Annotated in this window: 17 protein-coding genes and 4 pseudogenes; 9 read left to right on the plus strand and 12 right to left on the minus strand. The window is 61.3% G+C overall.

All coding sequences use genetic code 11. The features are described 5' to 3' along the window. Positions 1 to 84: 84 nt before the first annotated feature. Positions 85 to 540, plus strand: a pseudogene (locus ASD00_RS20130) (helix-turn-helix domain-containing protein); the annotation flags it as partial. A 331-nt stretch (positions 541 to 871) separates the two neighbouring features. On the opposite strand, the gene ASD00_RS20135 reads toward ASD00_RS20130, so the two are convergent. Further along, positions 872 to 1,903, minus strand: coding sequence for an IS110 family transposase (locus tag ASD00_RS20135; protein ID WP_057208601.1), 1,032 nt, complete (start codon positions 1,901 to 1,903; stop codon positions 872 to 874). A gap of 121 nt (positions 1,904 to 2,024) precedes the next feature. Here ASD00_RS20135 and ASD00_RS20140 point away from each other — a divergent pair. The 3 genes and pseudogenes from ASD00_RS20140 to ASD00_RS20150 all read left to right on the plus strand — a co-directional run. After that, a pseudogene (locus ASD00_RS20140) lies at positions 2,025 to 2,942 on the plus strand (ISNCY family transposase); the annotation flags it as partial. Positions 2,943 to 3,210: 268 nt separating this feature from the next. Further along, positions 3,211 to 3,759, plus strand: a pseudogene (locus ASD00_RS20145) (IS30 family transposase); the annotation flags it as partial. 210 nt (positions 3,760 to 3,969) lie between these two features. Beyond that, a complete protein-coding gene (locus tag ASD00_RS20150; RefSeq protein ID WP_057208602.1) occupies positions 3,970 to 4,392 on the plus strand; it encodes a DUF4864 domain-containing protein in 423 nt (140 codons plus the stop codon). Between the two features lie 13 nt (positions 4,393 to 4,405). Here the strand turns inward: ASD00_RS20150 and tgt are convergent, their stop codons facing one another. The 5 genes from tgt to coaD form a co-directional block, all read right to left on the minus strand. Further along, on the minus strand, positions 4,406 to 5,536 hold the full coding sequence (gene tgt, locus ASD00_RS20155) for a tRNA guanosine(34) transglycosylase Tgt (protein WP_057208604.1): 1,131 nt from the start codon (positions 5,534 to 5,536) through the stop codon (positions 4,406 to 4,408). Then, entirely contained in the window at positions 5,537 to 6,619 is a 1,083-nt protein-coding gene (gene queA / locus ASD00_RS20160; protein WP_057208607.1) for a tRNA preQ1(34) S-adenosylmethionine ribosyltransferase-isomerase QueA, read from the minus strand. It lies immediately after the preceding gene. A 78-nt stretch (positions 6,620 to 6,697) separates the two neighbouring features. Continuing rightward, on the minus strand, positions 6,698 to 7,207 hold the full coding sequence (locus tag ASD00_RS20165; protein ID WP_025427068.1) for a peptidylprolyl isomerase: 510 nt from the start codon (positions 7,205 to 7,207) through the stop codon (positions 6,698 to 6,700). Between the two features lie 22 nt (positions 7,208 to 7,229). Continuing rightward, positions 7,230 to 7,802 (minus strand): peptidylprolyl isomerase, encoded by a 573-nt coding sequence (locus ASD00_RS20170; protein WP_025427069.1) that lies wholly within the window; start codon positions 7,800 to 7,802, stop codon positions 7,230 to 7,232. Positions 7,803 to 7,837: 35 nt separating this feature from the next. Beyond that, positions 7,838 to 8,332, minus strand: coding sequence for a pantetheine-phosphate adenylyltransferase (gene coaD, locus ASD00_RS20175; protein ID WP_025427070.1), 495 nt, complete (start codon positions 8,330 to 8,332; stop codon positions 7,838 to 7,840). A gap of 362 nt (positions 8,333 to 8,694) precedes the next feature. Between coaD and ASD00_RS42325 the strand changes: the two genes are divergently transcribed. Continuing rightward, entirely contained in the window at positions 8,695 to 8,823 is a 129-nt protein-coding gene (locus ASD00_RS42325) for a hypothetical protein (protein WP_255569870.1), read from the plus strand. A 122-nt stretch (positions 8,824 to 8,945) separates the two neighbouring features. On the opposite strand, the gene ASD00_RS20180 is transcribed toward ASD00_RS42325, so the two are convergent. The 3 genes and pseudogenes from ASD00_RS20180 to ASD00_RS20190 form a co-directional block, all read right to left on the minus strand. After that, positions 8,946 to 10,343 carry an MATE family efflux transporter gene (locus ASD00_RS20180; protein ID WP_025427072.1) on the minus strand — a complete coding sequence of 466 codons (1,398 nt, stop codon included), beginning with the start codon at positions 10,341 to 10,343 and terminating at the stop codon, positions 8,946 to 8,948. A gap of 149 nt (positions 10,344 to 10,492) precedes the next feature. Then, on the minus strand, positions 10,493 to 11,785 hold the full coding sequence (locus tag ASD00_RS20185) for a tetracycline resistance MFS efflux pump (protein WP_025427073.1): 1,293 nt from the start codon (positions 11,783 to 11,785) through the stop codon (positions 10,493 to 10,495). Positions 11,786 to 11,952: 167 nt separating this feature from the next. After that, positions 11,953 to 12,862 (minus strand): annotated as a pseudogene (locus ASD00_RS20190) (LysR family transcriptional regulator). A gap of 115 nt (positions 12,863 to 12,977) precedes the next feature. Here ASD00_RS20190 and ASD00_RS20195 point away from each other — a divergent pair. After that, positions 12,978 to 13,973, plus strand: coding sequence for an aldo/keto reductase (locus ASD00_RS20195; protein WP_025427074.1), 996 nt, complete (start codon positions 12,978 to 12,980; stop codon positions 13,971 to 13,973). A gap of 221 nt (positions 13,974 to 14,194) precedes the next feature. Here ASD00_RS20195 and ASD00_RS20200 read toward each other — a convergent pair whose 3' ends face one another. Both ASD00_RS20200 and ASD00_RS20205 read right to left on the minus strand, forming a co-directional pair. Beyond that, positions 14,195 to 15,142, minus strand: coding sequence for a neutral zinc metallopeptidase (locus tag ASD00_RS20200; protein ID WP_025427075.1), 948 nt, complete (start codon positions 15,140 to 15,142; stop codon positions 14,195 to 14,197). A 102-nt stretch (positions 15,143 to 15,244) separates the two neighbouring features. Next, positions 15,245 to 15,766 carry a DUF2306 domain-containing protein gene (locus ASD00_RS20205; protein WP_057208611.1) on the minus strand — a complete coding sequence of 174 codons (522 nt, stop codon included), beginning with the start codon at positions 15,764 to 15,766 and terminating at the stop codon, positions 15,245 to 15,247. A 90-nt stretch (positions 15,767 to 15,856) separates the two neighbouring features. Here ASD00_RS20205 and ASD00_RS20210 point away from each other — a divergent pair, with 90 nt between their 5' ends. The 3 genes from ASD00_RS20210 to ASD00_RS20220 all read left to right on the plus strand — a co-directional run bounded on the left by ASD00_RS20210 (position 15,857) and on the right by ASD00_RS20220 (position 21,263). Beyond that, positions 15,857 to 16,720 carry a LytTR family DNA-binding domain-containing protein gene (locus ASD00_RS20210; RefSeq protein ID WP_025427077.1) on the plus strand — a complete coding sequence of 288 codons (864 nt, stop codon included), beginning with the start codon at positions 15,857 to 15,859 and terminating at the stop codon, positions 16,718 to 16,720. 521 nt (positions 16,721 to 17,241) lie between these two features. Next, positions 17,242 to 20,733, plus strand: coding sequence for a carbamoyl-phosphate synthase large subunit (carB, locus tag ASD00_RS20215; protein ID WP_057208613.1), 3,492 nt, complete (start codon positions 17,242 to 17,244; stop codon positions 20,731 to 20,733). Between the two features lie 209 nt (positions 20,734 to 20,942). Then, entirely contained in the window at positions 20,943 to 21,263 is a 321-nt protein-coding gene (locus ASD00_RS20220) for a hypothetical protein (RefSeq protein ID WP_038576103.1), read from the plus strand. Here the strand turns inward: ASD00_RS20220 and ASD00_RS20225 are convergent, their stop codons facing one another. After that, positions 21,264 to 22,754: an MFS transporter gene (locus ASD00_RS20225; protein WP_057208615.1), complete on the minus strand. Its 1,491-nt coding sequence runs from the start codon at positions 22,752 to 22,754 to the stop codon at positions 21,264 to 21,266. Positions 22,755 to 22,835 lie beyond the last annotated feature (81 nt).

Below are 22,835 nucleotides of genomic sequence, written 5' to 3' on the forward strand. Positions count from 1 at the left end.
GTGTAGCCGCAAAGTTGAAGTGTCCTGATCCTGCAAAGTAAGAATGTCACTCTCCCCGGGTTTTGATGACCTGGGAGATTGCGGATGGGATTGATTGCGATGAGCGAGCGTGACCTGCAGCGGATTGAGGTCTTGTCGAAAGTGATTGCCGGGCGGATGACGCTGGTGTCGGCGGCCCATGTGCTTGGCTTGAGTACCCGCCAGGTGCGTCGTCTGTTGGACCGGATCGGCGCTGGCGGTGCGGCGTCGATCCGGCACCAGGCGATCGGCCGGCCATCGAACAACCGGATCTGCGACGGCGTACGCGATTACGCCATGGCGATCGTGCGCGAGCGCTATGCGGACTTTGGTCCGACGCTGGCGGCCGAGAAGCTTGCGGAGCGTGATGGTCTGACGGTGTCGCGCGAGACCTTGCGCCAATGGATGTCGGAGGCCGGCCTGTGGCTGTCGCGCAAGCAGCGACGGACGTTCCATCAGCCGCGGCTGCGGCGCGAGGCCTACGGCGAGCTGGTTCAGATCGACGGTTCCGAGCATCGCTGGTTGTCTAATCGCACTCCATCCGTCAAGCTGGTTTGAGCACGCAATTCCCTTGCCGGCTTGCGAGAGAGGCAACACGGCTGGAACGGATTGAATGGACTGCCCTCACCGGCCATGTCCTTCAGAGCTATCCAGTGCTGGGAGCAGGGTTGTCTCCGCGGTCGACAAATGTCGCCGCACAATGGTCTTCGCAGGTGGGATCTTCCTAATGTTCGAAACGCAGTCTCAACGAGCTGCAGCCAGCGATAGCGGAATGATCCTGCCCACGTCCGCAGCAGGGACGCTCAGCACGCAAAGTTACATGGCGCGCTGAGGGACGAAGGCTGAGCGTCTCCTATATGGTCGCGCCAGCCGATGCGTTGAACACTTCTCCCGTCTTGAGCATGCTGTGCATGATGACCGCGAGTTTCCGGGCGACGGCCACAGCGGCCCGCTTGAAGCCAAGTCGCTCCCGCAGCTTAAGTCCCCAACTCTTGAGACTGCTCTCGGTCCTGGCACTGGTTCTCGTCAGCAGCGCTGTCGCCGCTTCATAAAGCAGCCCACGTAAACGATTGTCACCCCTTCGCGAGATATGGCCGTCACAATCGACTTCGCCTGATTGGTAGCGCCGGGTTGTCAACCCAAGCCAGGCGCCAACCGACCGCGACGTTCGAAAGTTTCCTGGGTCTTCAATTGCCGTAACGTAGGATACCGCCGTGACTGCGCCGATGCCCGGGATTGTCATCAACAGCTTCGTGGCTTCGCTCTCACGTGCCACTATCAGCAACTGGCGACCAAGATCGGCTGCGCGCTTGCGGATATCGTGCCACGCCTCCAAAAGAGGCAAGATAATCTTCGCAAGCTCGTTGTTCCCATCCAAAAGCTTCCGCACATCGCCATCAAACACTCGCCCCTTCGTTTTCGGGATGATCAGACCGAAGGTCTTCATCAGGCCGCGGATTTGATTGCCAAGTTGTGTCGAGATGTTCAGGAGTTGTTCGCGGGCAGCCACCAATGTGCGGGTCATCATAGCGTCAAACGACTTGACGCGAACCGCTTTGTAAAAGCCCGCTTCAGCGAGTTGCGCTAAACCATCCGCATCGTTGGCATCAGTTTTGTTGAGCGTCTCGCTCAGTACCTTTTGCGCGTGTCGCGCTTCAATGCAGATCGCCGGCAACCCCTCGCTCGTCAGCGCGTGATAGAACCACGTCGACAGCGGTCCCGTTTCGAATACCACGCGCTGGGCGCGCGGAGCTTTTTTGCGGATCATCTGTGCGAGAAGATTGGGATCCGAAGGACATTTCCCCCGCCAGATCCGCTTCCCGTCTTCCCGGATCGAGATTGCGGTGTCTTTCAATGAAACATCAAGCCCAATATATTGGTTCATGGTTGCCTCCATCCGATGTTTGGGCCCGGTTCCAATCGAGAGCCCGTTTTTTCATCCTATCGGGGGCAACCACCCTCGCCAGCCAAAAAGCCAGAGACGGTCGCGCCGCGATTACTCCATGTTCGAAGATCGCGGTGATCCATGTTCATTACTGGTGTTCATCGATGATGCGACCGGCAAGCTGATGCAGTTGCGGTTTGTACGATCGGAAAGTGCGTTCAGCTACTTCGAGGCGCTGGAACTCTATCTGAAGGCGCATGGTGCTCCAGTCGCCTTCTATTCCGACAAGCATTCGGTGTTCCGGGTTGCGAAGAAGGATGCCAAGGGCGGCCAGGGCATGACCCAGTTCGGGCGTGCACTTTGCGAGTTAAACATCGAGATTCTTTGCGCAAACTCGAGCCAGGCCAAGGGCCGCGTCGAGCGGATGAACCGGACGCTACAGGACCGGTTGATTAAGGATCTGCGCCTGGAGGGCGTCTGCGGCATGGACGACGGCAACGCTTTCCTGCCTCGGTTCATGGAGCGCTATAACCGCCAGTTTGCCATTACCCCTGCCAGATCTGATGATCTGCATCGGCCGCTGAACCTTGCCCCGGATCGGCTGCGCGACGTGCTATGCAAACGTGAGCAGCGTTATGTCGGTGCCCAGTTGACGTTTTCGTTCGAGCGCCAGCGGATCATGCTGGAAGAGAACGAGGTGACGCGCGGGCTGGTCGGTCGCTATGTCGAGACCTACGCGCTTGCCGACGGCAGGCTGGATGTGCGTTGGAAGGGGCATTCCCTACCCTACCGGGTGTTCGACAAGGACCAGCGGGTGACGCATGCGGCGATCACCGAGAACAAGCGGCTCGGTGAACTCCTGACCTACATCAAGGAACGTCAGGAGCAGCAGACGAAGCCCGCCGTGAAGACGAACAGCGAGAAGAACGGCTACGTTCGACGCGCGCGCGGCCCGGGACGTCGGAAGGATTTCATGAACGATCCTGCGGTCATTGCCCGGCGGCGACAGGCGCTCTCTGACCTCGATGCGGCGGAATGACCGGCTGCTTCAACTGTCCAAGCTAAAGCCGAAGGGGAGCGTCTCATCCGCCCCCTCCCTTCCCTTGCAACCCGGTCCAGCCGGTCCGGTCGGGGGCTTGCCTCAGCGCCAGTGGAGATGTCGAGTGTCGCATGTCTAAATGGCTGACGACGCGCCGCCCAAAGTGACATTTCTCCTTGCTGCCACATCTCGTGTAGCCGGGTACATTCTAATTCGAAGTGCGACTTGCGATAGATACCAATGGGTTGTCACGCGCAAGGAATGGCTCATGAGACGCACCTACTCCCAGATCGATATGGATGAACGCCGCAAGATTGCCCGCTGGCGATCGGCTGGCATCAGCGTTGACGTAATCGCTGAGAAACTGCACGGACATCGTTCGACGATTTTCCGCGAACTCAGGCGCAATACTTTTGTTGATCCGCAGATGCCAGACCTTAGCGGCTACTATTGCGTCACCGCCAACGCGATGGCGCGTGAGCGCAGAGCCAAGCTACGCAAGCTTGCTCGTTTCTCGCATGTGCGCCAATCGGTGATCGAGCGCATCATGCATGGCTGGTCGCCGCAGCAGAACGCCGGCCGCATGCGGCTGGAGCGCGATCCAGTTTCTGTCAGCCATGAGACGATCTACAAGTACGCCTATTCCGCGGATGGGCACGCGATCAAGCTCTGGCGGCATCTGCCGGAGCACCGCTCCAGACGTCGGCCGCGGCATGCCAGGCGTCGTCATGGCAGGCGGTTCAGCCCGGATGTCAACATTCTCTACCGTCCCGACACCGTCGCCGAGCGCAAACAGTTCGGCCATTGGGAATGCGATTGGGTGCGCTCAGGTGACAATTGCGAATATCACTAAGTTATGATGTTTGAAAGATTAATTTAGAAGTTCCGTTTAAGGCATTGAATATGAACGATATTGTATATATGTGCTTGGTGTGAAGAAGCGCACGGCGCTGTCCGCGCCATTTCCAGAACGTGCAAACGACCTATGCTTTCAGGAGCAGGCAGAAACGTCTGGTGGAGATCGGTGATGATCAGGACATTTGCCATTGCCTTCGGTATCGCAGCGCAACTCGCAGGCGCGGGCCTTTGTCGGGCGGAAGAACCGGTCGATACGGCACGCTCGATCATCCAGGATCAGATCGCGGCTTTCCTCAATGACGATGCGGACGCCGCCTACTCCTTCGCTTCGCCGGCGATACGCGGCAAGTTTCCCGACAAGACGGCCTTCTTCGACATGGTCAGGCGCGGCTACCAGCCGGTCTATCGGCCCGGAAATTTTGCCTTTGGCCGCTCCAAGGTGGTGGGCGATCAGGTCATTCAGGAGGTGCTGATCTCGGCTCCCGATGGTAAGGACTGGACGGCGGTCTACCAGCTGATGAAGCAGCCCGACGGCAGCTACAAGATCAACGGCGTCATGATGCTCCAGTCGGCCCCAGGTCCGGAGATCTGAGCAGGTCTGGTCCTCAGAGTGGCGCCAGATCCCCTCGCCGCCAGGTTTCCTGGGTTTCGGCCATGAAGTCGGCAAAGCGGCCCTCTTCGATTGCCAGGCGAATGCCCGCCATCAGTTCCTGGTAATAGGCAAGGTTGTTCCAACTGAGCAGCATGCCCCCGAGTGACTCATTCGAGCGGATCAGGTGGTGCAAATAGGCGCGCGAATAGTCGCGCGTCGCCGGGCACGAGGATTGTTCGTCTAGCGGCCGCAGGTCTTCGGCATGGCGCGCATTGCGCAGGTTGATGCGGCCATGGCGGGTGAAGGCCAAACCATGTCGTCCGGAGCGGGTCGGCATGACGCAGTCGAACATGTCGATGCCGTGTGCGACCGACCTTAGGATATCGTCGGGCGTGCCGACGCCCATGAGATAGCGCGGCTTTTCGGCAGGTAGCTCGGGGCATGTGATGTCGAGCATTCTGAGCATCACCTCCTGCGGCTCGCCGACCGCAAGTCCACCGACGGCGTAGCCCTTGAGATCCAGCCCCTTCAGGGCTTCCGCCGAGCGCACGCGCAGTGCCGGAATGTCGCCGCCCTGGACGATGCCGAACATCGCCTTGCCCGGTTGGTCACCAAACGCCACCTTGCAGCGTTCCGCCCAGCGCAATGACATTTCCATTGCCCGCTCGATCTCCTTGGGCTCGGCCGGCAAAGCCACGCACTCGTCCAGCTGCATCTGGATATCGCTGCCGAGCAAGCCTTGAATTTCGATCGACCGTTCCGGCGACATGTGGAACAGCGCGCCGTCGACATGGCTCTTGAAGGTGACGCCCTGCTCGTCGAGCTTGCGCAGCCCGGCAAGCGACATCACCTGGAAGCCGCCGCTGTCGGTGAGGATCGGACCCTGCCAGCGGATGAGGTTGTGCAGACCGCCAAGCCGCGCCACGCGTTCAGCACCAGGGCGCAGCATCAGATGGTAGGTGTTGCCGAGGATGATGTCGGCGCCGAGATCCTTGACCTGATCGAGATACATCGCCTTGACCGCGCCGACGGTTCCGACTGGCATGAAGGCAGGCGTACGGATGGTGCCGCGCGGCATGGAAACCTCACCGAGGCGCGCCTTGCCGTCGGTTGCGTGCAGCTTGAACTGGAAGGTTTCGGTCATCTAGTCTTTCCGAAAAAGCAGGCTGGAATCGCCATAGGAATAGAAGCGGTAGCCGCTCTCGATCGCGTAGGTATACGCCGCGCGCATCGTCTCGAGGCCACAGAAGGCCGAAACCAGCATGAACAGCGTCGATTTCGGCAAGTGAAAATTGGTCATCAGCATGTCGACGGCGCGGAAGCGGTAGCCGGGCGTGATGAAGATGCCGGTCGGGCCTGACCAGGGATGGATGATACCGTGTTCGTCCGCCGCACTTTCGATCAGCCGTAGCGACGTCGTACCGACGCAGACCATCCGGCCGCCCCTCGCCTTGACGGCATTGAGGCGTTCGGCGGTTGCGGCATCGACCTGGCCAATCTCCAGGTGCATCACGTGGTCGTCGGTATCATCGGCCTTGACCGGCAGGAATGTCCCGGCGCCGACATGCAGGGTGACGAAATGACGTTCGATGCCGAGTTCGTTCAGCTTGGAAAACAGCCGCTCGGTGAAATGCAGGCCAGCGGTAGGGGCGGCTACGGCGCCCTCCTCACGGGCGTAGACCGTTTGGTAGTCGACGCGGTCCTGAGCATCCTCTGCGCGTTTGGAGGCGATATATGGCGGCAATGGAATGTGCCCGACGGCCATGATCGCTTCGTCGAGCAGCGGTCCGGCGAGATCGAAGCGCAGCGTCACCTCACCGGCGTCGCCCTTTTCCTCGACAGTTGCGTCGAGTGTGCCGAGCATGCAGCTGTTGCCGCCGTGGCCAAAGGCAATGCGGTCGCCGACCTTGAGGCGGCGTGCCGGCCGGGCAAACGCCTTCCAGCGATCCGGCGCGACCCGCATATGCAGGGTCAGCGAGACGGGCGTGGTAATCTCTTCGCCGCGTCGACGAATGCCTTCGAGCTGCGCCGGAATGACCTTGGTGTCGTTGAACACCAGTGCGTCGCCGGGACGCAGGAAGGACGGCAGGTCGAGCACGCCGTGATCCGTCAGGAGTTCCGGCGCCTGCGGGTCGACGACGAGCATGCGGGCGCTGTCGCGCGGATTTACGGGCCGCAACGCAATCGAGGTTTCCGGAAGGTCGAAGTCGAACAGGTCTACGCGCATGGATCGTTTCTGAAAAAAAAGCAAACCCGCCCCAGGGCCTTTCGGCGCGACCGGGGCGGGTTTGTGCATTAGCGCAAATCAGGCGTCGGCGGCAACCCGCATGGACACGATGGTGTCGGGATCACGCACCGGTTCGCCGCGCTTGATCTTGTCGATGTTGTCCATGCCTTCGATGACCTGGCCCCAGACCGAGTACTGCTTGTTCAGCCACGGAGCATCGGTGAAGCAGATGAAGAACTGCGAATTGGCCGAGTTCGGCATCTGGCTGCGCGCCATCGAGCACGTGCCACGAATGTGGCTGACGTTCGAGAATTCAGCGTTCAGGTCCGGCTTGGATGAGCCGCCCATGCCGGCACGCGACGGGTTGAAGTGCTCGCCGCCGGTCTTGCCGTACTGGACGTCGCCGGTCTGTGCCATGAAGTCCTCGATCACGCGGTGAAACACCACGCCGTCATAGGCGCCTTCGCGTGCCAGTTCCTTGATTCGGGCGACATGACCCGGAGCCACGTTCGGCATAAGCTCGATGACGACCTTGCCCTTGGTGGTCTCCATGATGATCGTGTTTTCCGGATCTTTGATCTCGGCCATGGGTTTTCTCCTTCTGTTGACTTTACTTGCCGACCTTGACGCTGATCATGCGGTCGGGATCGGCGACGGAGCCGTTGTTGGCGTCGTCACCGAGTTTGATCTTATCGACGTTCTCCATGCCGGAGACGACCTTGCCGACGACCGTGTACTGGCCGTTGAGGAAGTCGCCCGGGGCAAACATGATGAAGAACTGCGAATTGGCGCTGTTGGGATCCTGCGAACGGGCCATGCCGACCGTGCCGCGCTCGAACGGTACGTCGGAAAATTCGGCCGGCAGGTCCGGCTTGGACGAACCGCCCGTGCCCGCAGCCTGGGGCTGGAAGCCGTTTTCCATGTCGCCGTACTGGACGTCGCCTGTCTGGGCCATGAAGCCCTTGATGACGCGGTGGAAGGCGACGTTGTCGTATTCGCCGGCTGTTGCAAGCGCCTTGATCTGCTCGACGTGCTTCGGCGCGATATCAGGGCGAAGCTCGACGACAACAGGGCCATCCTTCAGCGTGATTGTGAGGAAGTTGTCGGCCGACTGCGCAAGCGCCGTTCCCGTCCAGGACGCAAGCGTGACGGCACCGGCGAAAGCGAGGTGGAGGATTTTCATGGTTTCTCCCTGAGTGGTGAATGGAGTGTGGCGGCTCAGGCCTTGCGTTTGGCCTGCAGCGCCGCGTGAACAGCCTTGGGCACGAAGGCACTGACGTCGCCGCCCATGGCCGCGATCTGGCGGACCAATGTGGCTGTAATGGGCCGCGATGCCGTGCCAGCCGGCAAAAACAAGGTCTGGACATCCGGCGCCATCTGCCGGTTCATGCCAGCCATCTGCATCTCGTAATCGAGGTCAGTGCCATCGCGCAAGCCGCGCACAAGCAGCTTTGCGCCGCTTTGCCGCGCAGCGTCGACCACGAGATTGTCGAAGGAGACGACGTCGATGTCGGCGGCACGCTCGGGCAGAAACTCGAGCAGCGACTGGCGAATGAGGTCCGAGCGCTCGTCGAACGAGAAAAGCGGCGCCTTGCCCGGATGGATGCCAATTGCCACGATGACTTTGCGCGCCACGTTCAGCGCCTGAACAAGTACGTCGAGATGCCCGTTCGTCATCGGATCGAAGGAGCCGGGGTAGAATGCCGTCGTCATCGCACCTGTTTCCGTTTGGTGAAGCCTTTTGTCATGGACGGCGACAGATCGCAAGAGTTGTGCAGGAGCGCGGGCCTGTTCCCTGGGAAACAGTGGCACCAAAGAAATGAATGCTAGATGAATGCCATGTTCAAGAGTGTTTCACGTTGCAATCGGTAATGTGAAGCAAGAAAGAACGGAACCTTTTTGAAGATACTGCCGTTTAGGAACCTGAAAGGATGACGGCTATGGGACTTGCTCTGTTTTCGATGACGATGTTTTTCGCAATGATATTTGCGACGATACATGCACTCCGCGACGAGTCCCGTGAGCAACGTGACCGTTCAAGCAACCGTAAGATCTTCGGCTAAAGGTATCATGTCATGGCGACAGTCTTCATGACCGCCGCGGCGGTAATCAGTTTCGTCTTTCTCGTCGATTTTGCCCGCACGATACGCGACCTCCAGCGCGATCGACTGGGCTCCAATGAGACCGGCGGGTTCAACGTTTAGAGACCTTGAGAAACTTCCTCCAGGAGTTTCGGAATAAGCGACCGACATTCTCCCCTGATGTGGTCGCCTTTTGTAAGCCGGACGGCATCCCCTGCCCGTCCGGCTTTTTCTTTGGTCGATGCTTAAGCCGCCGTCACCTTGTGGTCGCGGATCATCCGGAAGAACCGCCAGTTCAGGAACAATGCTGCAGCGGCAAGTCCCAGCACGAAGCCGAACCACACGCCGATGCCGCCGAACTTGAGCGGGAACGCGAAGGCCCAGGCGCAAAGGAACCCGATCGGCCAATAGGAGATCATCGCCAGGATCATCGGCACCTTTGTGTCCTTGAGCCCGCGAAGCATGCCGGCGGCGATTGCCTGCAATCCGTCCACCAGCTGGAACGCGCCGGCGATCACGATGAGCGGAGCGGCAAAGGCGAGCACTTGCGCGGCATCCGGCCGGTTGGTGTCAAGATAAAGGGCGGCGAGCTGGCTCGGGAAGAGAGCGAAGATGGCGCTGCCGATGATCGCAAAGATGGCTCCGAGCACCAGTGCCGAGATCGCGGCACGCCGGACGCCGAGCATGTCGCCACGGCCGTAGGCAAGGCCGACGCGCACGGTTGCCGCCTGCGCAATTCCGAGCGGGATCATGAAGGCGAGCGAGGCGAACTGCAGCGCGATGCCGTGTGCGGCAAGCTCGATCGTGCCGATGGTTCCCATCAGCAACGAGGCGACGGTGAACAGGCTGACTTCGGCAAGAATGGTCAGCGAGATCGGTATGCCGAGATAGACGACTTCCCTGAAGGCGGGCCAATCCGGGCGCCAGAAACGCACGAACAGCTCATACTGGTTCAGTTCCGGTTTGCTCTTGATATAGGCGATGGTCAGCACCGTGCCGAGCACGGCCACGCCAAGGGCGGCGACGGCCGCGCCGAAGATGCCCAGCTGCGGAAAGCCGTAGTGGCCGTAGATCAGCACGTAGCAAAGCGCTGCATTGAGAACCAGCGTTGCCAGTGTGACATAGAGAATGATCCCCGCCCGCTCCAGACCGCTCAGGAACGCCCGCAGCACCATGAAGATGAGGCCGGGAAAGATCGCCCATTGCGCAATGTGCAGATACTCGGCCGCGAGTGCCGCGACCTCCGGCTGCTGGCCGGCAAGCAGCAGGATCGGTTCCGCCAGCCAGAGCACCGGCGCCGTCAGCACGCCATAGCACAGCACCACCCAGAGACCCATGCGCACGGAGCGACGCACGGAGACCTTGTCGCCCCTGCCCTGGGCTTGCGCGGCCATCGGTACGACCGCGTTGGCGAAGCCGCTGCCGAAGATGTAGATGGTAAAGTACATCTGCGTCGCCAGGATGATTGCCGCAAGCTGCGTTGCGCCAAGCTTGCCCACCATCAAGACGTCGGTTGTGTTGATCGCAAGCTGCGCCAGCTGTGCGCCGATGAAGGGCACCCCGAGATAGAGGCTTGCACGATAATGAGTGCGCCATGAATTGTCGGTTTGCACCGGGGTCGGGCTCGCAGTGGCGGTCAGCATGACGGATTCCTGGATGTCGACGCGGCCGAAATGCGGCAGGTCAGAACGAAGGCAAGGATGACCGAAATAGATCACGGCCGGCAAAAGAACCAGTAACAAAGCTCCGACTGCTCAATTTTTCATCCAAAGATCACGAATATTGATCAATTTCAGTGCATGGCACTGCGATCGGAGTAGCGCGGTTCGGCCATGGACACTGCGGGCTCGATATGTTCAGCCGCGACCGCGAGCCGTTTTGGTGCCTTGAGCCAGAACACCGCGAGCGCACCGACGACGAAGCAACTGGCGAGTGCATAGGGGGCGCCTGAGAAGGAGACCGTGGTCGTCGGGCTCGTGAAGTAGCCGAAGATCTGGGTGAAGATCAGCGGGCCGATGATCGTCGTGATGCTGCCGATACTGGTGAGCGCCCCTTGCAACTCTCCCTGCGCCGACGGCGGCACATGGCCGGCGGCGATGCTGCGCAGCGGCGGATCGGCGAGGCTTTCGAGCGCGGTGGCGATAATCACGGCATAGATCATCCAGCCCTGCCAGGCAGCAGCGTAGCCCGCGGCACCGAGTGCCGTGAAAATCAGGCCGAGGACGGCCGTCCGCCACTCGCCAAGCCGCGGCACGACGCGCGGCAGTACGAACGCCATCACCATGGCACCGCCGATGCCGAAGATGCCGAGCGACAGGCCGATTTCCCCCTCGCTCCAGCCGTACCGGTAAGACGATACGAACGACCAGACGGACGGATAAACCGAATGCGCCATCCAGAACAGGAAGAACACCAGCCCGACCCAGCCGATGCCGGGATAGTTGCGCATCTGCCTGAGCGCGCCGAGTGGATTGGCGCGCCGCCATTCGAAGCGGCGACGATGCGCCTTGTCCAATGTCTCCGGCAGCAGAAAAACGCCGAGCAGGAAGTTGATGAAGGAAAGTGCCGCGGCACCATAGAACGGCACACGCGGACCCAGTTCGCCAAGCAGCCCGCCAATGACCGGCCCCAGTGCAAAGCCGGATCCGAACGCGATTCCGATCAGGCCGAAATTCTTCGCCCGGTTTCCGTCATGGCTGATGTCGGCGATATAGGCCGAAGCGGTGCCGAAGCTGGCGCCGCTGATGCCGGCGAGCACACGGCCGACGAAGAGCATCCAGTAGCTGGTCGCGAGAGCGCAGATCAGATTGTCGATGGCGAAGGTGAGCACGGAGGCAAGCAGGATCGGCCGGCGTCCGAAACGGTCGCTGAGGTTGCCGATGAGGGGCGCGAACAGGAACTGCATCGCGGCATAGACGAGCAGCAGCCAGCCGCCGTCGATCGCCGCGTCGCTGACATTGGCGCCGGTCAGCTCCTCCAGATAGGTGGGCAGCACCGGCACGATGATGGCGATGCCGATGATGTCGAGAAGCAGGATGAGAAAGACGAGGAACAGGCCGCGCCGCACGAACTTTTCGTCGAGCATGAAACTCTCCCTGCGCCATCCGTCGCCAGCGCGGAGACAGAACGTGAACGACGTTACCAATTTAGGTGTAACGCATGATTTTAGTCGAAACAATACGTGAACATCTCAAAGTTTTTTATGAGAACAATCGCGTTTGTTGATCCATTGCTCCCCAAAATGGCCGCCATTCAGCGCACCCCTGACCGTTGCTCGGCCTTGAGAAAGTCGACGAAGGCTCGAAGCGGCGCCGGCATGTGGCGGCGGCTGGCATAGTAGAGAAACGGCCCTGGAAAGGGCGTCACCCATTCGTCGAGGATCGTCACGACGGCGCCGGATTTGAGATGCGGCGCCAGGAACTCCTCGAACGTCCGGATGACGCCGAGACCTTCGACTACAGCGGCAATTTCAAGATCGACCGAGTTCGCGATGACGACAGTCGGAGGGGCGATCGAGATTGCTGCGTCTCCGTCACCGAACTCCCAGGCTAGGCTGACGCCGCTTGCGAAGCGATGCCGGATGCAGGCATGCTCCAGAAGATCGTGCGGGTGTTGCGGCAAGGCCGTGTCGCGCGAGATAGTCCGGCGACGCGGCAGTGATGTAGCGTTGCTGCCGCGGTCCGATCGGAATGGCGATCATGTCGCGCTCGACCCGCTCTTCGTAGCGGATGCCGGCGTCGAAGCCGGCGGCAAGGACGTCGATGAAGCCGTCGTCTGCCGTCACCTCCAGCGAAATGGCAGGATTTACCTTCAGAAAGCGCCCAATGATCGAGGGCAGGATCACGCGCGCGACGACCGTGGGCACGTTCAGTTTCAGGGTTCCTGCGGGACTGTCGCGCAATTCGCTCACCTGGTCGAGCGCGCCGGCAATCTCCCCGAGTGCCGGCTGCAGGCGCTCGAGTAGCCGCATGCCGGCTTCCGTCGGTGTTACACTGCGGGTCGTGCGGTTGAGGAGCCGCACATCGAGTTTGGCTTCGAGCCGCCGCAGCGCTTCGCTCAGCGACGAAGCGGAAACGCCCCGCTTCTCGGCGGCAGCGCGAAAGCTGCGCTCGCGCGCAACGGCGGTGAAGGCATCGAGGTCGGCGAGAGGAAGATCGTTCATTGTGCGAAATGCCGTACGGCTTGTTCTGACTGTACGGGATTATCGCACGATAGGACCGGGCGTAACAATGGGGACGAAGAAGGGCGCAAAGGCGCGCCGCCGAAGGAGAACGAGAATGGATCAGGTTTCGCTCGGAAAAGTCGGCCCTATGGTTTCCAACATCGGCCTTGGCTGCATGGGCATGTCGGGCATGTATGGCCCGTCGGATCGTACGGAAAGCATCGCCACGTTCCATGCGGCGCTCGATGCGGGAATTACGCTCATCGATACCGGCGACTTCTATGGCATGGGCCACAACGAGATGCTGATTGGCGAAGCGCTCAAGGGCCAGGACCGCGATCGGGTCGTTCTCAGCGTGAAGTTCGGTGCCTTGAGAGACGCTGGTGGCAGTTGGGTGGGCTATGATTGCCGACCGAAGGCGGTGCGCAACTTTCTCGCCTATACCCTGCAGCGGTTGGGCGTCGACCATATCGACATCTACCGCCCTGCCCGTCTCGACCCGGACGTGCCGATCGAAGAAACAGTGGGCGCAATCGCTGATCTGGTGCAGGCAGGTTATGTCAGGCATATCGGGCTTTCGGAAGTCGGATCCGAGACCATCCGAAGGGCAGCGGCCGTCCATCCCATCGCGGATCTGCAGATCGAATATTCGCTGATCTCGCGCGGCATCGAGGACGATATCCTGCCCACGTGCCGTGCGCTCGGTATCGGCATTACCGCCTATGGCGTGCTGTCGCGCGGCCTGATCAGCGGCCATTGGCAAAAGGATGCGGTCGCACGTGGCGACTTCCGCGCGGCCAGCCCACGTTTTCAGGCGGGCAATGTCGACACAAATCTGGCCCTTGTCGACGCGCTGAAGCGCGTGGCGGATGCGAAGGGCGCCACCGTGGCACAGATTGCGATCGCCTGGGTCGCAGCCCAAGGCAAGGATATCGTGCCGCTCATCGGTGCACGTCGTCGCGACCGGCTGGCCGAAGCGCTGGCATCGCAAGCGGTACATCTGACACCGGAAGATCTGGCCGCGATCGAGCGGGCGGTGCCGAGGGATGCGGCCGCAGGCGCGCGCTATCCCGAGGCGCAGCTCGCCCATATGGACAGCGAGCGCCATTAGAGCATTTCCAGGAAAAGTGCGAAGCGGTTTTCCGTCAGGAAATGCGTGAAAACATGCAGCAATTCAAAGTGCTACAGCGATCTTTGCGCGTAGAATAAGACGCGCAGCGCTGTAGAGTGTTCTCTGCAACTTTGTCTAACCCAGAGCGCTCTAATCCCGGGTAACGAAAGGGGCCGACAGTTCTCGCCGGCCCCTTTGCTTTTTCCCTGGACGGTCTGGAATCAGACCTGGCCGGAGAAGGTGTCGCAGGCCGCCATCTTGCCGCTGTCGAAGCCGCGCTTGAACCAGCGCATGCGCTGCTCCGATGTGCCGTGGTTGAAGCTTTCCGGGACGACGTAGCCCTGCATGCGTTTCTGCAGCGTGTCGTCGCCGATCTGGGTGGCGGCGTTCAGCGCCTCTTCCAGATCGCCCTGCTCCAACAGGCCCTTCTGCTGGGTATACTTGCCCCAGACGCCGGCGAAGCAATCAGCCTGCAGTTCGACGCGAACCGACATCTGGTTGGCTTCGGCTTCACCCATCGACTGGCGCATCTGGTTGAACTTCGGCAGCACGCCGATCAGGTTCTGAACATGGTGGCCAACTTCATGCGCAACGACATAGGCCTGCGCGAAGTCGCCAGATGCGCCGAACTTCTGCTCAAGCTCGTCGAAGAAACCCATGTCGAGATAGACCTTGCGGTCACCAGGGCAGTAGAACGGGCCGGACGCTGCCGAGGCAAAGCCGCAGGCGGAGCGCACGGAGCCGCTGAACAGCACCATCTTCGGCTCTTGATATTGTTCGCCGCTCGCCTGGAAGATGCCGTTCCAGGTGTCTTCGGTTTCGGCCAGCACCGTCGACATGAAGGCTTTCATCTCTTCTTCCTGCGCCGATCCGCGGGGTACCGGCGAGCCATCGCTCTGCTCGAAGCCCGGCTGCGCGACCGGACCGCCGCCGCCGTTCAGCACCTGCAGCATGTCGATGCCCAAGGCCTTCAGGATGAAATAGAGCACGACCAGAAAGATGATGGTGCCGAAGCTCATGCCGCCGCCGGCGCCACGCATGCCTCCGCCACCGCCGGGCATGCGGAAGCCACCACCGCGGCCGAATGGATTACCGCCCAGACCGCCGCCGGGGCTCGCCCCGCGCTGGTCCTCAACGTTTCCGGATTGGCGGCGGCCTTTCCATTCCATGATCTGTCCTCCCGGCATGGATCGATACGCAATATCGGTCAGACCTTTTATATGCCGGGCCGAATGCCGTTGTAAAACGCAATCAGGCCCGTAAGGTTGCGATCAAGCTAATCTTTTCGAGGACTTGCGGCGACCGAAGAGACGACCCTGTCGGATCGACAGGACGGCTGCGGAAATGAGCAGCGCAGCCAGCAGAGCCGCCATCACCGCTGACTGCCAGATCGAAAGCTCGGAGAACAGGCTCGCATGCAGCAGCCTTCCGGGCAGCAGTGTGAAGAGGCCGGCAACGACAATGCCGCCGAGATACATGCCAGCCACATGCCCGCGATGCGCGGGGATGTCGTGCCGCCGGGCGGCCGCAATCGTCTGCCAGCTGCCGAAGAGCACATAGATCGACAACAGGTGAATGGGGCTGAAACCGCCGACCAGCTTGATTTCATGGATGAAGAACGTGGAGAATGCGGTCACGACCATGAGTGCGAGCCAGATTTTGCCGAGCAGCCTATGCAGGCGTGTGCCCTTCGGACGGGCAAGCAGGAAAGCACCAAGGATGGCAGCCGGGATGACGGTCGCGACGTGCAGCTGCACTGCGAACGATGCATGGAGAAGAGGTGAAAATGTCATGAAAAATTTCTATGCTGTTGATTTTCCCCGAACTTGCGGCAGGCTCCGGGCTGCGCTCAAACGCTTTGACTGGAACGGACGGAAAACTTCGTGAAACGCCCATTTCTGCAATCCACGCTTCGTGAGCTGCATCTTGTCGTCAAGGCGCCACGCCTCTGGGCAACCTTTGCTGCAGTCGTGCTGATCTTTTGGGTCACGGGGCCCTATGGCACTGCCGAACGCCTGGCTGTCGTGCCGCGGCTCGGGTTCTGGCTCGTGCTGCACGCCGTCACCTGGGCGATCGCAATCGTTTCGGCCGTGCTTGCCAATGGCCTGCTGCGCGAAAAGGTTGCCTCCGGTTTCGTTCGCATGATGATCGGTGCAGCCGTTGCCAGCATACCGATCGGCCTCGTGACCACCGCGATCGGCTCGGCGACCTTTTCGGCCATTCCAACAGTCGCTGACGTCATGACGGACATCGCGACCGGCCTGTTCCTGTCGCTCTTGTTCTGCACCTTGACCTGGATGACGATGAACACTGAATTCGCCTTGGAGCTGAATGACGCCGGCACCACCGCAATCGCGTCCGACGAGGCCGGGCAACAGACGTCCCGCAACCCGGCTCTTCTCAAGGAGACGGGCCGGGTACCGCTGCTTCTGCGCCTGAAACCCGCCAATCGCGGCCTGCCGCTGCACGTGACGGTTAGCGATCACTACACGGAAGTGACGACCACTCTCGGCCGTGAACTCGTCCTGTTGCGCTTCGCCGATGCGCTCGGTGAACTCGGCCCGGTGGCGGGCCTGCAGGTCCATCGTTCCCATTGGGTGGCGGACGCGCATGTTGCACGCCTCGTCCGTGATAACGGTCGCATGACGATCCTGCTTTGCGATGGAACCGAAGTGCCGGTGAGCCGCACCTATGCTGCGGCCGTGCGGCAGCGCTGGGGTTATCGCCTTCCTCGATCGCGTCCTTGACCGTCCCGCTTTGACAATCCTATTGGCACCAGGGAAATTGTGGAGGGAGGCATGGTCATGAAGGCGTTGCGGCTCGAGGCGATTGACGACCTGTTCCTGGGTGAAGTGAACTTCCTGCGTAAGGTGGACGCCTGCTCCCGGCCCTGGTGACCTGCTGGTGCGCGTCGAGGCGTGTGGCACCGACAGGCACCTCTTGCACGGAGGATCGCGCGGCACGTTTCGCTCGATGAAGCCGCCAGCGTGATTGCCCATCCGCCTGCTGCCGGCGAGGTCGAGGTTCTGGTGGTACCGGGCGTGATTTGACGGCCCGCATGCGGCTTTGGGACCGCCGTCCGACACGTTGCAAAAGCCCATGCCGAAATATGTCGGCTTTCCTGTCGATTCCGGAATTTTCGGGGTTTCGCTTGCAGATACATTTGCCTATAAGCCGCTTCTAGCCTGAAAAGACCATCAATGCGTGCCCGGCCGGTGACCTCCCACTTTGGCCGGTTTTTCGCGCAGCTAGAAACGGATGACCGACCATGCCGAAGCGCCAAGATATCAAATCGATCCTCATCATCGGCGCGGGGCCGATCGTCATCGGTCAGGCATGCGAATTCGACTATTCCGGCACCCAGGCCTGCAAGGCGCTGAAGGAGGAAGGCTACCGCGTCATCCTCGTCAACTCCAACCCGGCAACGATCATGACCGACCCGGGTCTGGCGGACGCAACATACGTCGAGCCGATCACCCCGGAAGTCGTTGCCAAGATCATTGCCAAGGAGCGCCCAGACGCACTGCTGCCGACCATGGGCGGCCAGACCGCGCTCAACACCGCGCTGTCGCTGCGCCGCATGGGCGTTCTCGACCGCTACAATGTCGAGATGATCGGCGCCAAGCCGGACGCGATCGACAAGGCAGAAGACCGCGCGCTCTTCCGCGAGGCGATGGCCAAGATCGGCCTGGAGACGCCGAAGTCGCGCCTGGCGAACGCCACCGACATCAAGGACCACGACCGCAAGGTGCATGAGGCCGAACGCGCCGAACTGAAGGGCCGCCTTTCCGGGCCGGAACTCGACACGGCGCTCGACGAACTGGAAAACCAGTGGAACCTCGGCGAAGGCGATCGCAAGCAGCGCTACATGAACCATGCGATGGCCATCGCCGCGCAGGCGCTCGACGATGTCGGCCTGCCGGCGATCATCCGCCCGTCGTTCACACTCGGCGGCACCGGCGGCGGCATCGCCTATAACCGCACCGAATTCTTCGACATCGTCGGCAGCGGCCTCGACGCATCGCCGACCACCGAAGTGCTGATCGAAGAATCGGTTCTCGGCTGGAAGGAATACGAGATGGAAGTCGTCCGCGACACGGCGGACAACTGCATCATCATCTGCTCGATCGAAAACATCGACCCGATGGGCGTGCACACCGGCGATTCGATCACCGTTGCTCCGGCGCTGACGCTGACGGACAAGGAATACCAGATCATGCGCAACGCCTCGATCGCGGTGCTGCGCGAGATCGGCGTCGAGACCGGGGGCTCGAATGTGCAGTTCGCCGTCAACCCCAAGGATGGTCGTCTCGTCGTCATCGAGATGAACCCGCGCGTTTCGCGCTCCTCGGCTCTCGCTTCCAAGGCAACCGGCTTCCCGATCGCCAAGATCGCGGCCAAGCTCGCCATCGGCTACACGCTCGACGAACTCGAGAACGACATCACCGGCGGCGCGACGCCGGCATCCTTCGAGCCGTCGATCGACTACGTCGTCACCAAGTTCCCGCGCTTTGCCTTCGAGAAATTCCCAGGCGCCTCGCCGGTCCTGACCACTGCGATGAAGTCGGTCGGTGAAGTCATGGCGATCGGCCGTACCTTTGCCGAATCGCTGCAGAAAGCGCTGCGTGGCCTTGAGACCGGGCTCACCGGTCTCGATGAAATCGAAATCCCTGACATGGACGAGAACGGCGATGGCCGTAACGCTATCCGTGCCGCGATCGGTACGCCGACGCCGGACCGTCTGCGCATGGTTGCCCAGGCGCTGCGTCTCGGCATGAGCGAGGCCGAAGTTCACGAGGCAAGCAAGATCGACCCGTGGTTCATCGCCCAGTTCAAGGCGATCGTCGACATGGAAGCGCGCGTCCGCGAGCACGGCCTGCCTCAGGATGCTGAGAACCTGCGCATGCTGAAGGCCATGGGCTTCTCCGATGCCCGGCTGGCAACGCTCGGCGGCAAGCGCCCGAAGGAAGTGGCAGAACTTCGAAACGCGCTCAACGTCCGCCCGGTCTATAAGCGCATCGACACCTGCGCCGCCGAATTCGCCTCGCCGACCGCCTACATGTACTCGACCTACGAGACGCCTTTCGTTGGTGCGGCCCGCTCTGAGGCTGATGTCTCCGACCGCAAGAAGGTCGTCATCCTCGGCGGTGGTCCGAACCGGATCGGCCAGGGCATCGAGTTCGACTATTGCTGCTGCCATGCCGCCTTCGCTTTGAAGGACGCTGGCTATGAAGCGATCATGATCAACTGCAACCCCGAGACCGTTTCGACCGACTACGACACGTCGGACCGGCTCTACTTCGAGTCGCTGACCGCTGAAGACGTGATCGAGATCATGCGCGCCGAGCAGGAAAAGGGCGAACTGGTCGGCGTCATCGTGCAGTTCGGCGGCCAGACGCCGCTGAAGCTGGCGGAAGCACTGGAAAAGAACGGCATCCCGATCCTCGGCACCGCACCCGACATGATCGACCTTGCCGAAGACCGCGACCGCTTCCAGAAGCTGCTGATGAAGCTCGATCTCAACCAGCCGAACAACGGCATCGCCTATTCGGTCGAACAGGCACGCCTCGTTGCCGCCGAAATCGGCTTCCCGCTGGTCGTGCGTCCGTCCTACGTTCTCGGTGGCCGGGCCATGCAGATCATCCATTCGGAAAGCATGCTGCAGACATATCTGCTCGATACAGTTCCGGGCCTCGTTCCGGAAGACATCAAGCAGCGTTACCCGAACGACAAGACCGGCCAGATCAACACGCTTCTCGGCAAGAACCCGCTGCTGTTCGACAGCTACCTGAGCAACGCCACGGAAGTCGACGTCGACTGCCTCTGTGACGGCAAGGATGTGTTCGTCTCGGGTATCATGGAGCACATCGAGGAGGCCGGCATTCACTCCGGCGACAGTGCCTGCTCGCTGCCGGTTCACACGCTCGACAACGCGATGGTCGACGAGCTGGAACGCCAGACGACGGCGCTGGCCAAAGCACTCAATGTCGGTGGTCTGATGAACGTCCAGTTCGCGATCAAGGACGGCACGATCTACGTGCTCGAAGTCAACCCGCGCGCCTCGCGCACCGTGCCCTTCGTCGCCAAGACCATCGGTGCGCCGATCGCCAAGATCGCTGCCCGCGTGATGGCCGGTGAAGCGCTGGATGTGGCGATCGCCGCCTACGGCGAAAAGCCCGACCCGCGCAACCTGAAGCACATCGCCGTCAAGGAAGCCGTGTTCCCGTTCGCCCGCTTCCCCGGTGTCGACACGCTGCTCGGCCCGGAAATGCGCTCGACTGGCGAAGTCATCGGCCTTGATACCGACTACGCGCTTGCTTTTGCCAAGTCGCAGCTCGGTGCCGGCGTCGATCTGCCGCGCGACGGAACGGTGTTCGTATCCGTCCGCGACGAAGACAAAACCCGCGTCCTACCGGCGATCCGCATTCTCGTCGACATCGGCTTCAAGGTGATGGCGACCGGCGGCACCGCCCGCTTCCTCGGTGAAAACGGCATTGCCGCCGTCAAGGTCAACAAGGTCCAGGAAGGTCGTCCGCATGTCGAGGACGCGATCCGCAACCGGCAGGTCCAGCTTGTCATCAACACGACGGATGGCAACAAAGCGATCTCGGATTCCAAGTCGCTTCGCCGCGCGACATTGATGCAGAAGGTGCCCTACTACACCACCATGGCAGGTGCAGAGGCGGCAGCGCGCGCGATCAAGGCGCTCAAGGCCGGCAACCTCGAGGTTCGCCCGCTCCAGAGCTACTTCAAGGCCTGATCGAACGACGGCTGCGCGCATCTTTGGGTGCGCGCAGTTGGGCCGCTGACGAGCGGCGGCTCGATGCTCAGCCGAAATCGCTCTACGAGTGCGCAATCTCCCCCTCATTGTTGTGAACGCCACCTGAACGCCGGGTTCAGCCTAGGTTCGGTCGCCGGGTGCTTACATGCCCACATGCGCTCCCAAGTCGGAAAGATCCGGCACTGCGCATGGGATGGGGCAACATCGTGCAGGTCTATTTCTTCGATTTGTATTGGGGCGACGAGCGCTTTGTCGACGAGGACGGCATCAGCCACTTCGACGAAGGTTCCGCCCTGTATTACGGCCAGCGAATTGCCGACAAGATTGGCCGCGATGCCGACTATGGATCGCTGAGGGTCCATGTGCGCTCGGGCAGCGGCGAGATTCTGGCGACGATTGCGCCGTCAGACGGTCGTGGCCGTGAACAGGACGCTTTGATCGGTCGAGGCAGCCTTGGCGTATTCCGCCGCCCCACCGAAACCGCCGCCGCCCTGCCCACGGCCTGGTGATCAATCGACCGTCACGGGCCGCTGTGCCCGAGCCTCGCTGCGTGTTGGCCTTCGGCTGCGCGCAAGCCGGACAGTCCTGATGCCGAAGAACAACGACGCAACCGAGATCACGCAACTCAAGGCAAACACCGCTAACAGCGCGTCGCGCATGACGGCCAACCGTGCGCCTTCATCGAAGCCGCGTATGTTGGCGGTCAGCCCGAAGACGGCTGCGCCGACTGCGTAACCTGCGGATTGCAGCGTCGGCAGCAGTGCCGAAGTCTTGTCTCGCTCAGGGGGCGGCGACACATCCATCAGCAATTGGCTGAGCGTGCCCCAGCAGACGCCGAAGCCGGCACCAATGGCAATTTGACCTGCGAAAACCAACCGAAACTCCGCTGTCGCGATCGCGACCGTCAGGCCGATGAGCCCGAGGCAAAGCAGCAGTGGCCCGACCCAGATCAATCGTACACGCAGATCATGCGAGCGCAGGCTCGCCACCAGAATGGCGGTCAAGCTCCACGACATCGCCATCAGCGCGCTCGAGAATCCGGCGGCCGTCGGGCCGAAATTCCAGAGGTGTTGCAAGCCGTAGACGAGATAGACGGAGCCGGAAGCCTGCGCCAACGGCATCAGCAGAATGATCCAGAGGCCGGTGCCGAGCGGGCGCCCGATCGAAAATGCGCCAAGCGGGAGAATTGAGTGCCTGGAGCGACGGTCGAGATGCACAGTGTTGACGAGAACGGCGATCGCTACGACCACGAGCGCCGCCATGGCAAATCCGTTCTGGAGCATATTCGAAACCGAGATCAGCAGTATGCCCAGGCCAAATGCGATCAGGCGAAAAAGCGGAATGGGTTGCACGATCTGCGCCGAAGCCGACCGTCTGGGTACGATGGCAAGGACCAGCGCAATAAAGATGGCGGCGGCGGGAATGTTGACGAAGAAGGCCGCACGCCATGACCAGTGGTCGGTGAGAAATCCTGAAATGAGCGGACCGGCAAAGGCAGCACTTGCCCAGACGATGGCCTCTGCACCGAAGACCTTCGGCACGAGCCGAGGCGGGAAAAGCTCCGGGATCAGTGCATAGCAAATAGCGGCAATGATGCCCTCGCCCAGCCCTTGAAACAGCCTTCCGACCAGGACCTGCGGCATGCTCGTCGCCAGCGTCGCAATCACTGTGCCGGTGACGAAGACAAGCGCTGCTGCGATCAACGCATTGCGGGCGCCGAAGCGCGCCTTGAGATTGGCAGCCAATGCCCCGCCGATGATTGCAAAGACGAGATAGAGGGTGAAGGCCCAGGAGAGCAGTGCCGCACCGCCAAATTCCTCGACTGCCGTCGGGAGCGCGGTCGAGATGAAGAACTCGTTGAAGGCAAAGAGCGCGACACCGAGGCAAAGCGTCACGGTCGCCGCCAGATGGTTGGGTTGCAACAACTCGGCCCAACGCCCTTCCGCTTCTGAATGGCCCTCGGCTTTCCCTGCGTCGCGGTCGTCTTTTGTCGTGCTCATCCTGTCATTTCCGTGTGTTCGTCGTTTCGGAAACAGAACTGTTACGACCTCAACCGCGGTTGAGGTAAAGCCCATTATCGA

Origin of the sequence: Ensifer sp. Root31 (assembly GCF_001424825.1) — a bacterium.
In the GTDB taxonomy this organism is placed as follows: Bacteria; Pseudomonadota; Alphaproteobacteria; order Rhizobiales; family Rhizobiaceae; genus Ensifer; species Ensifer canadensis.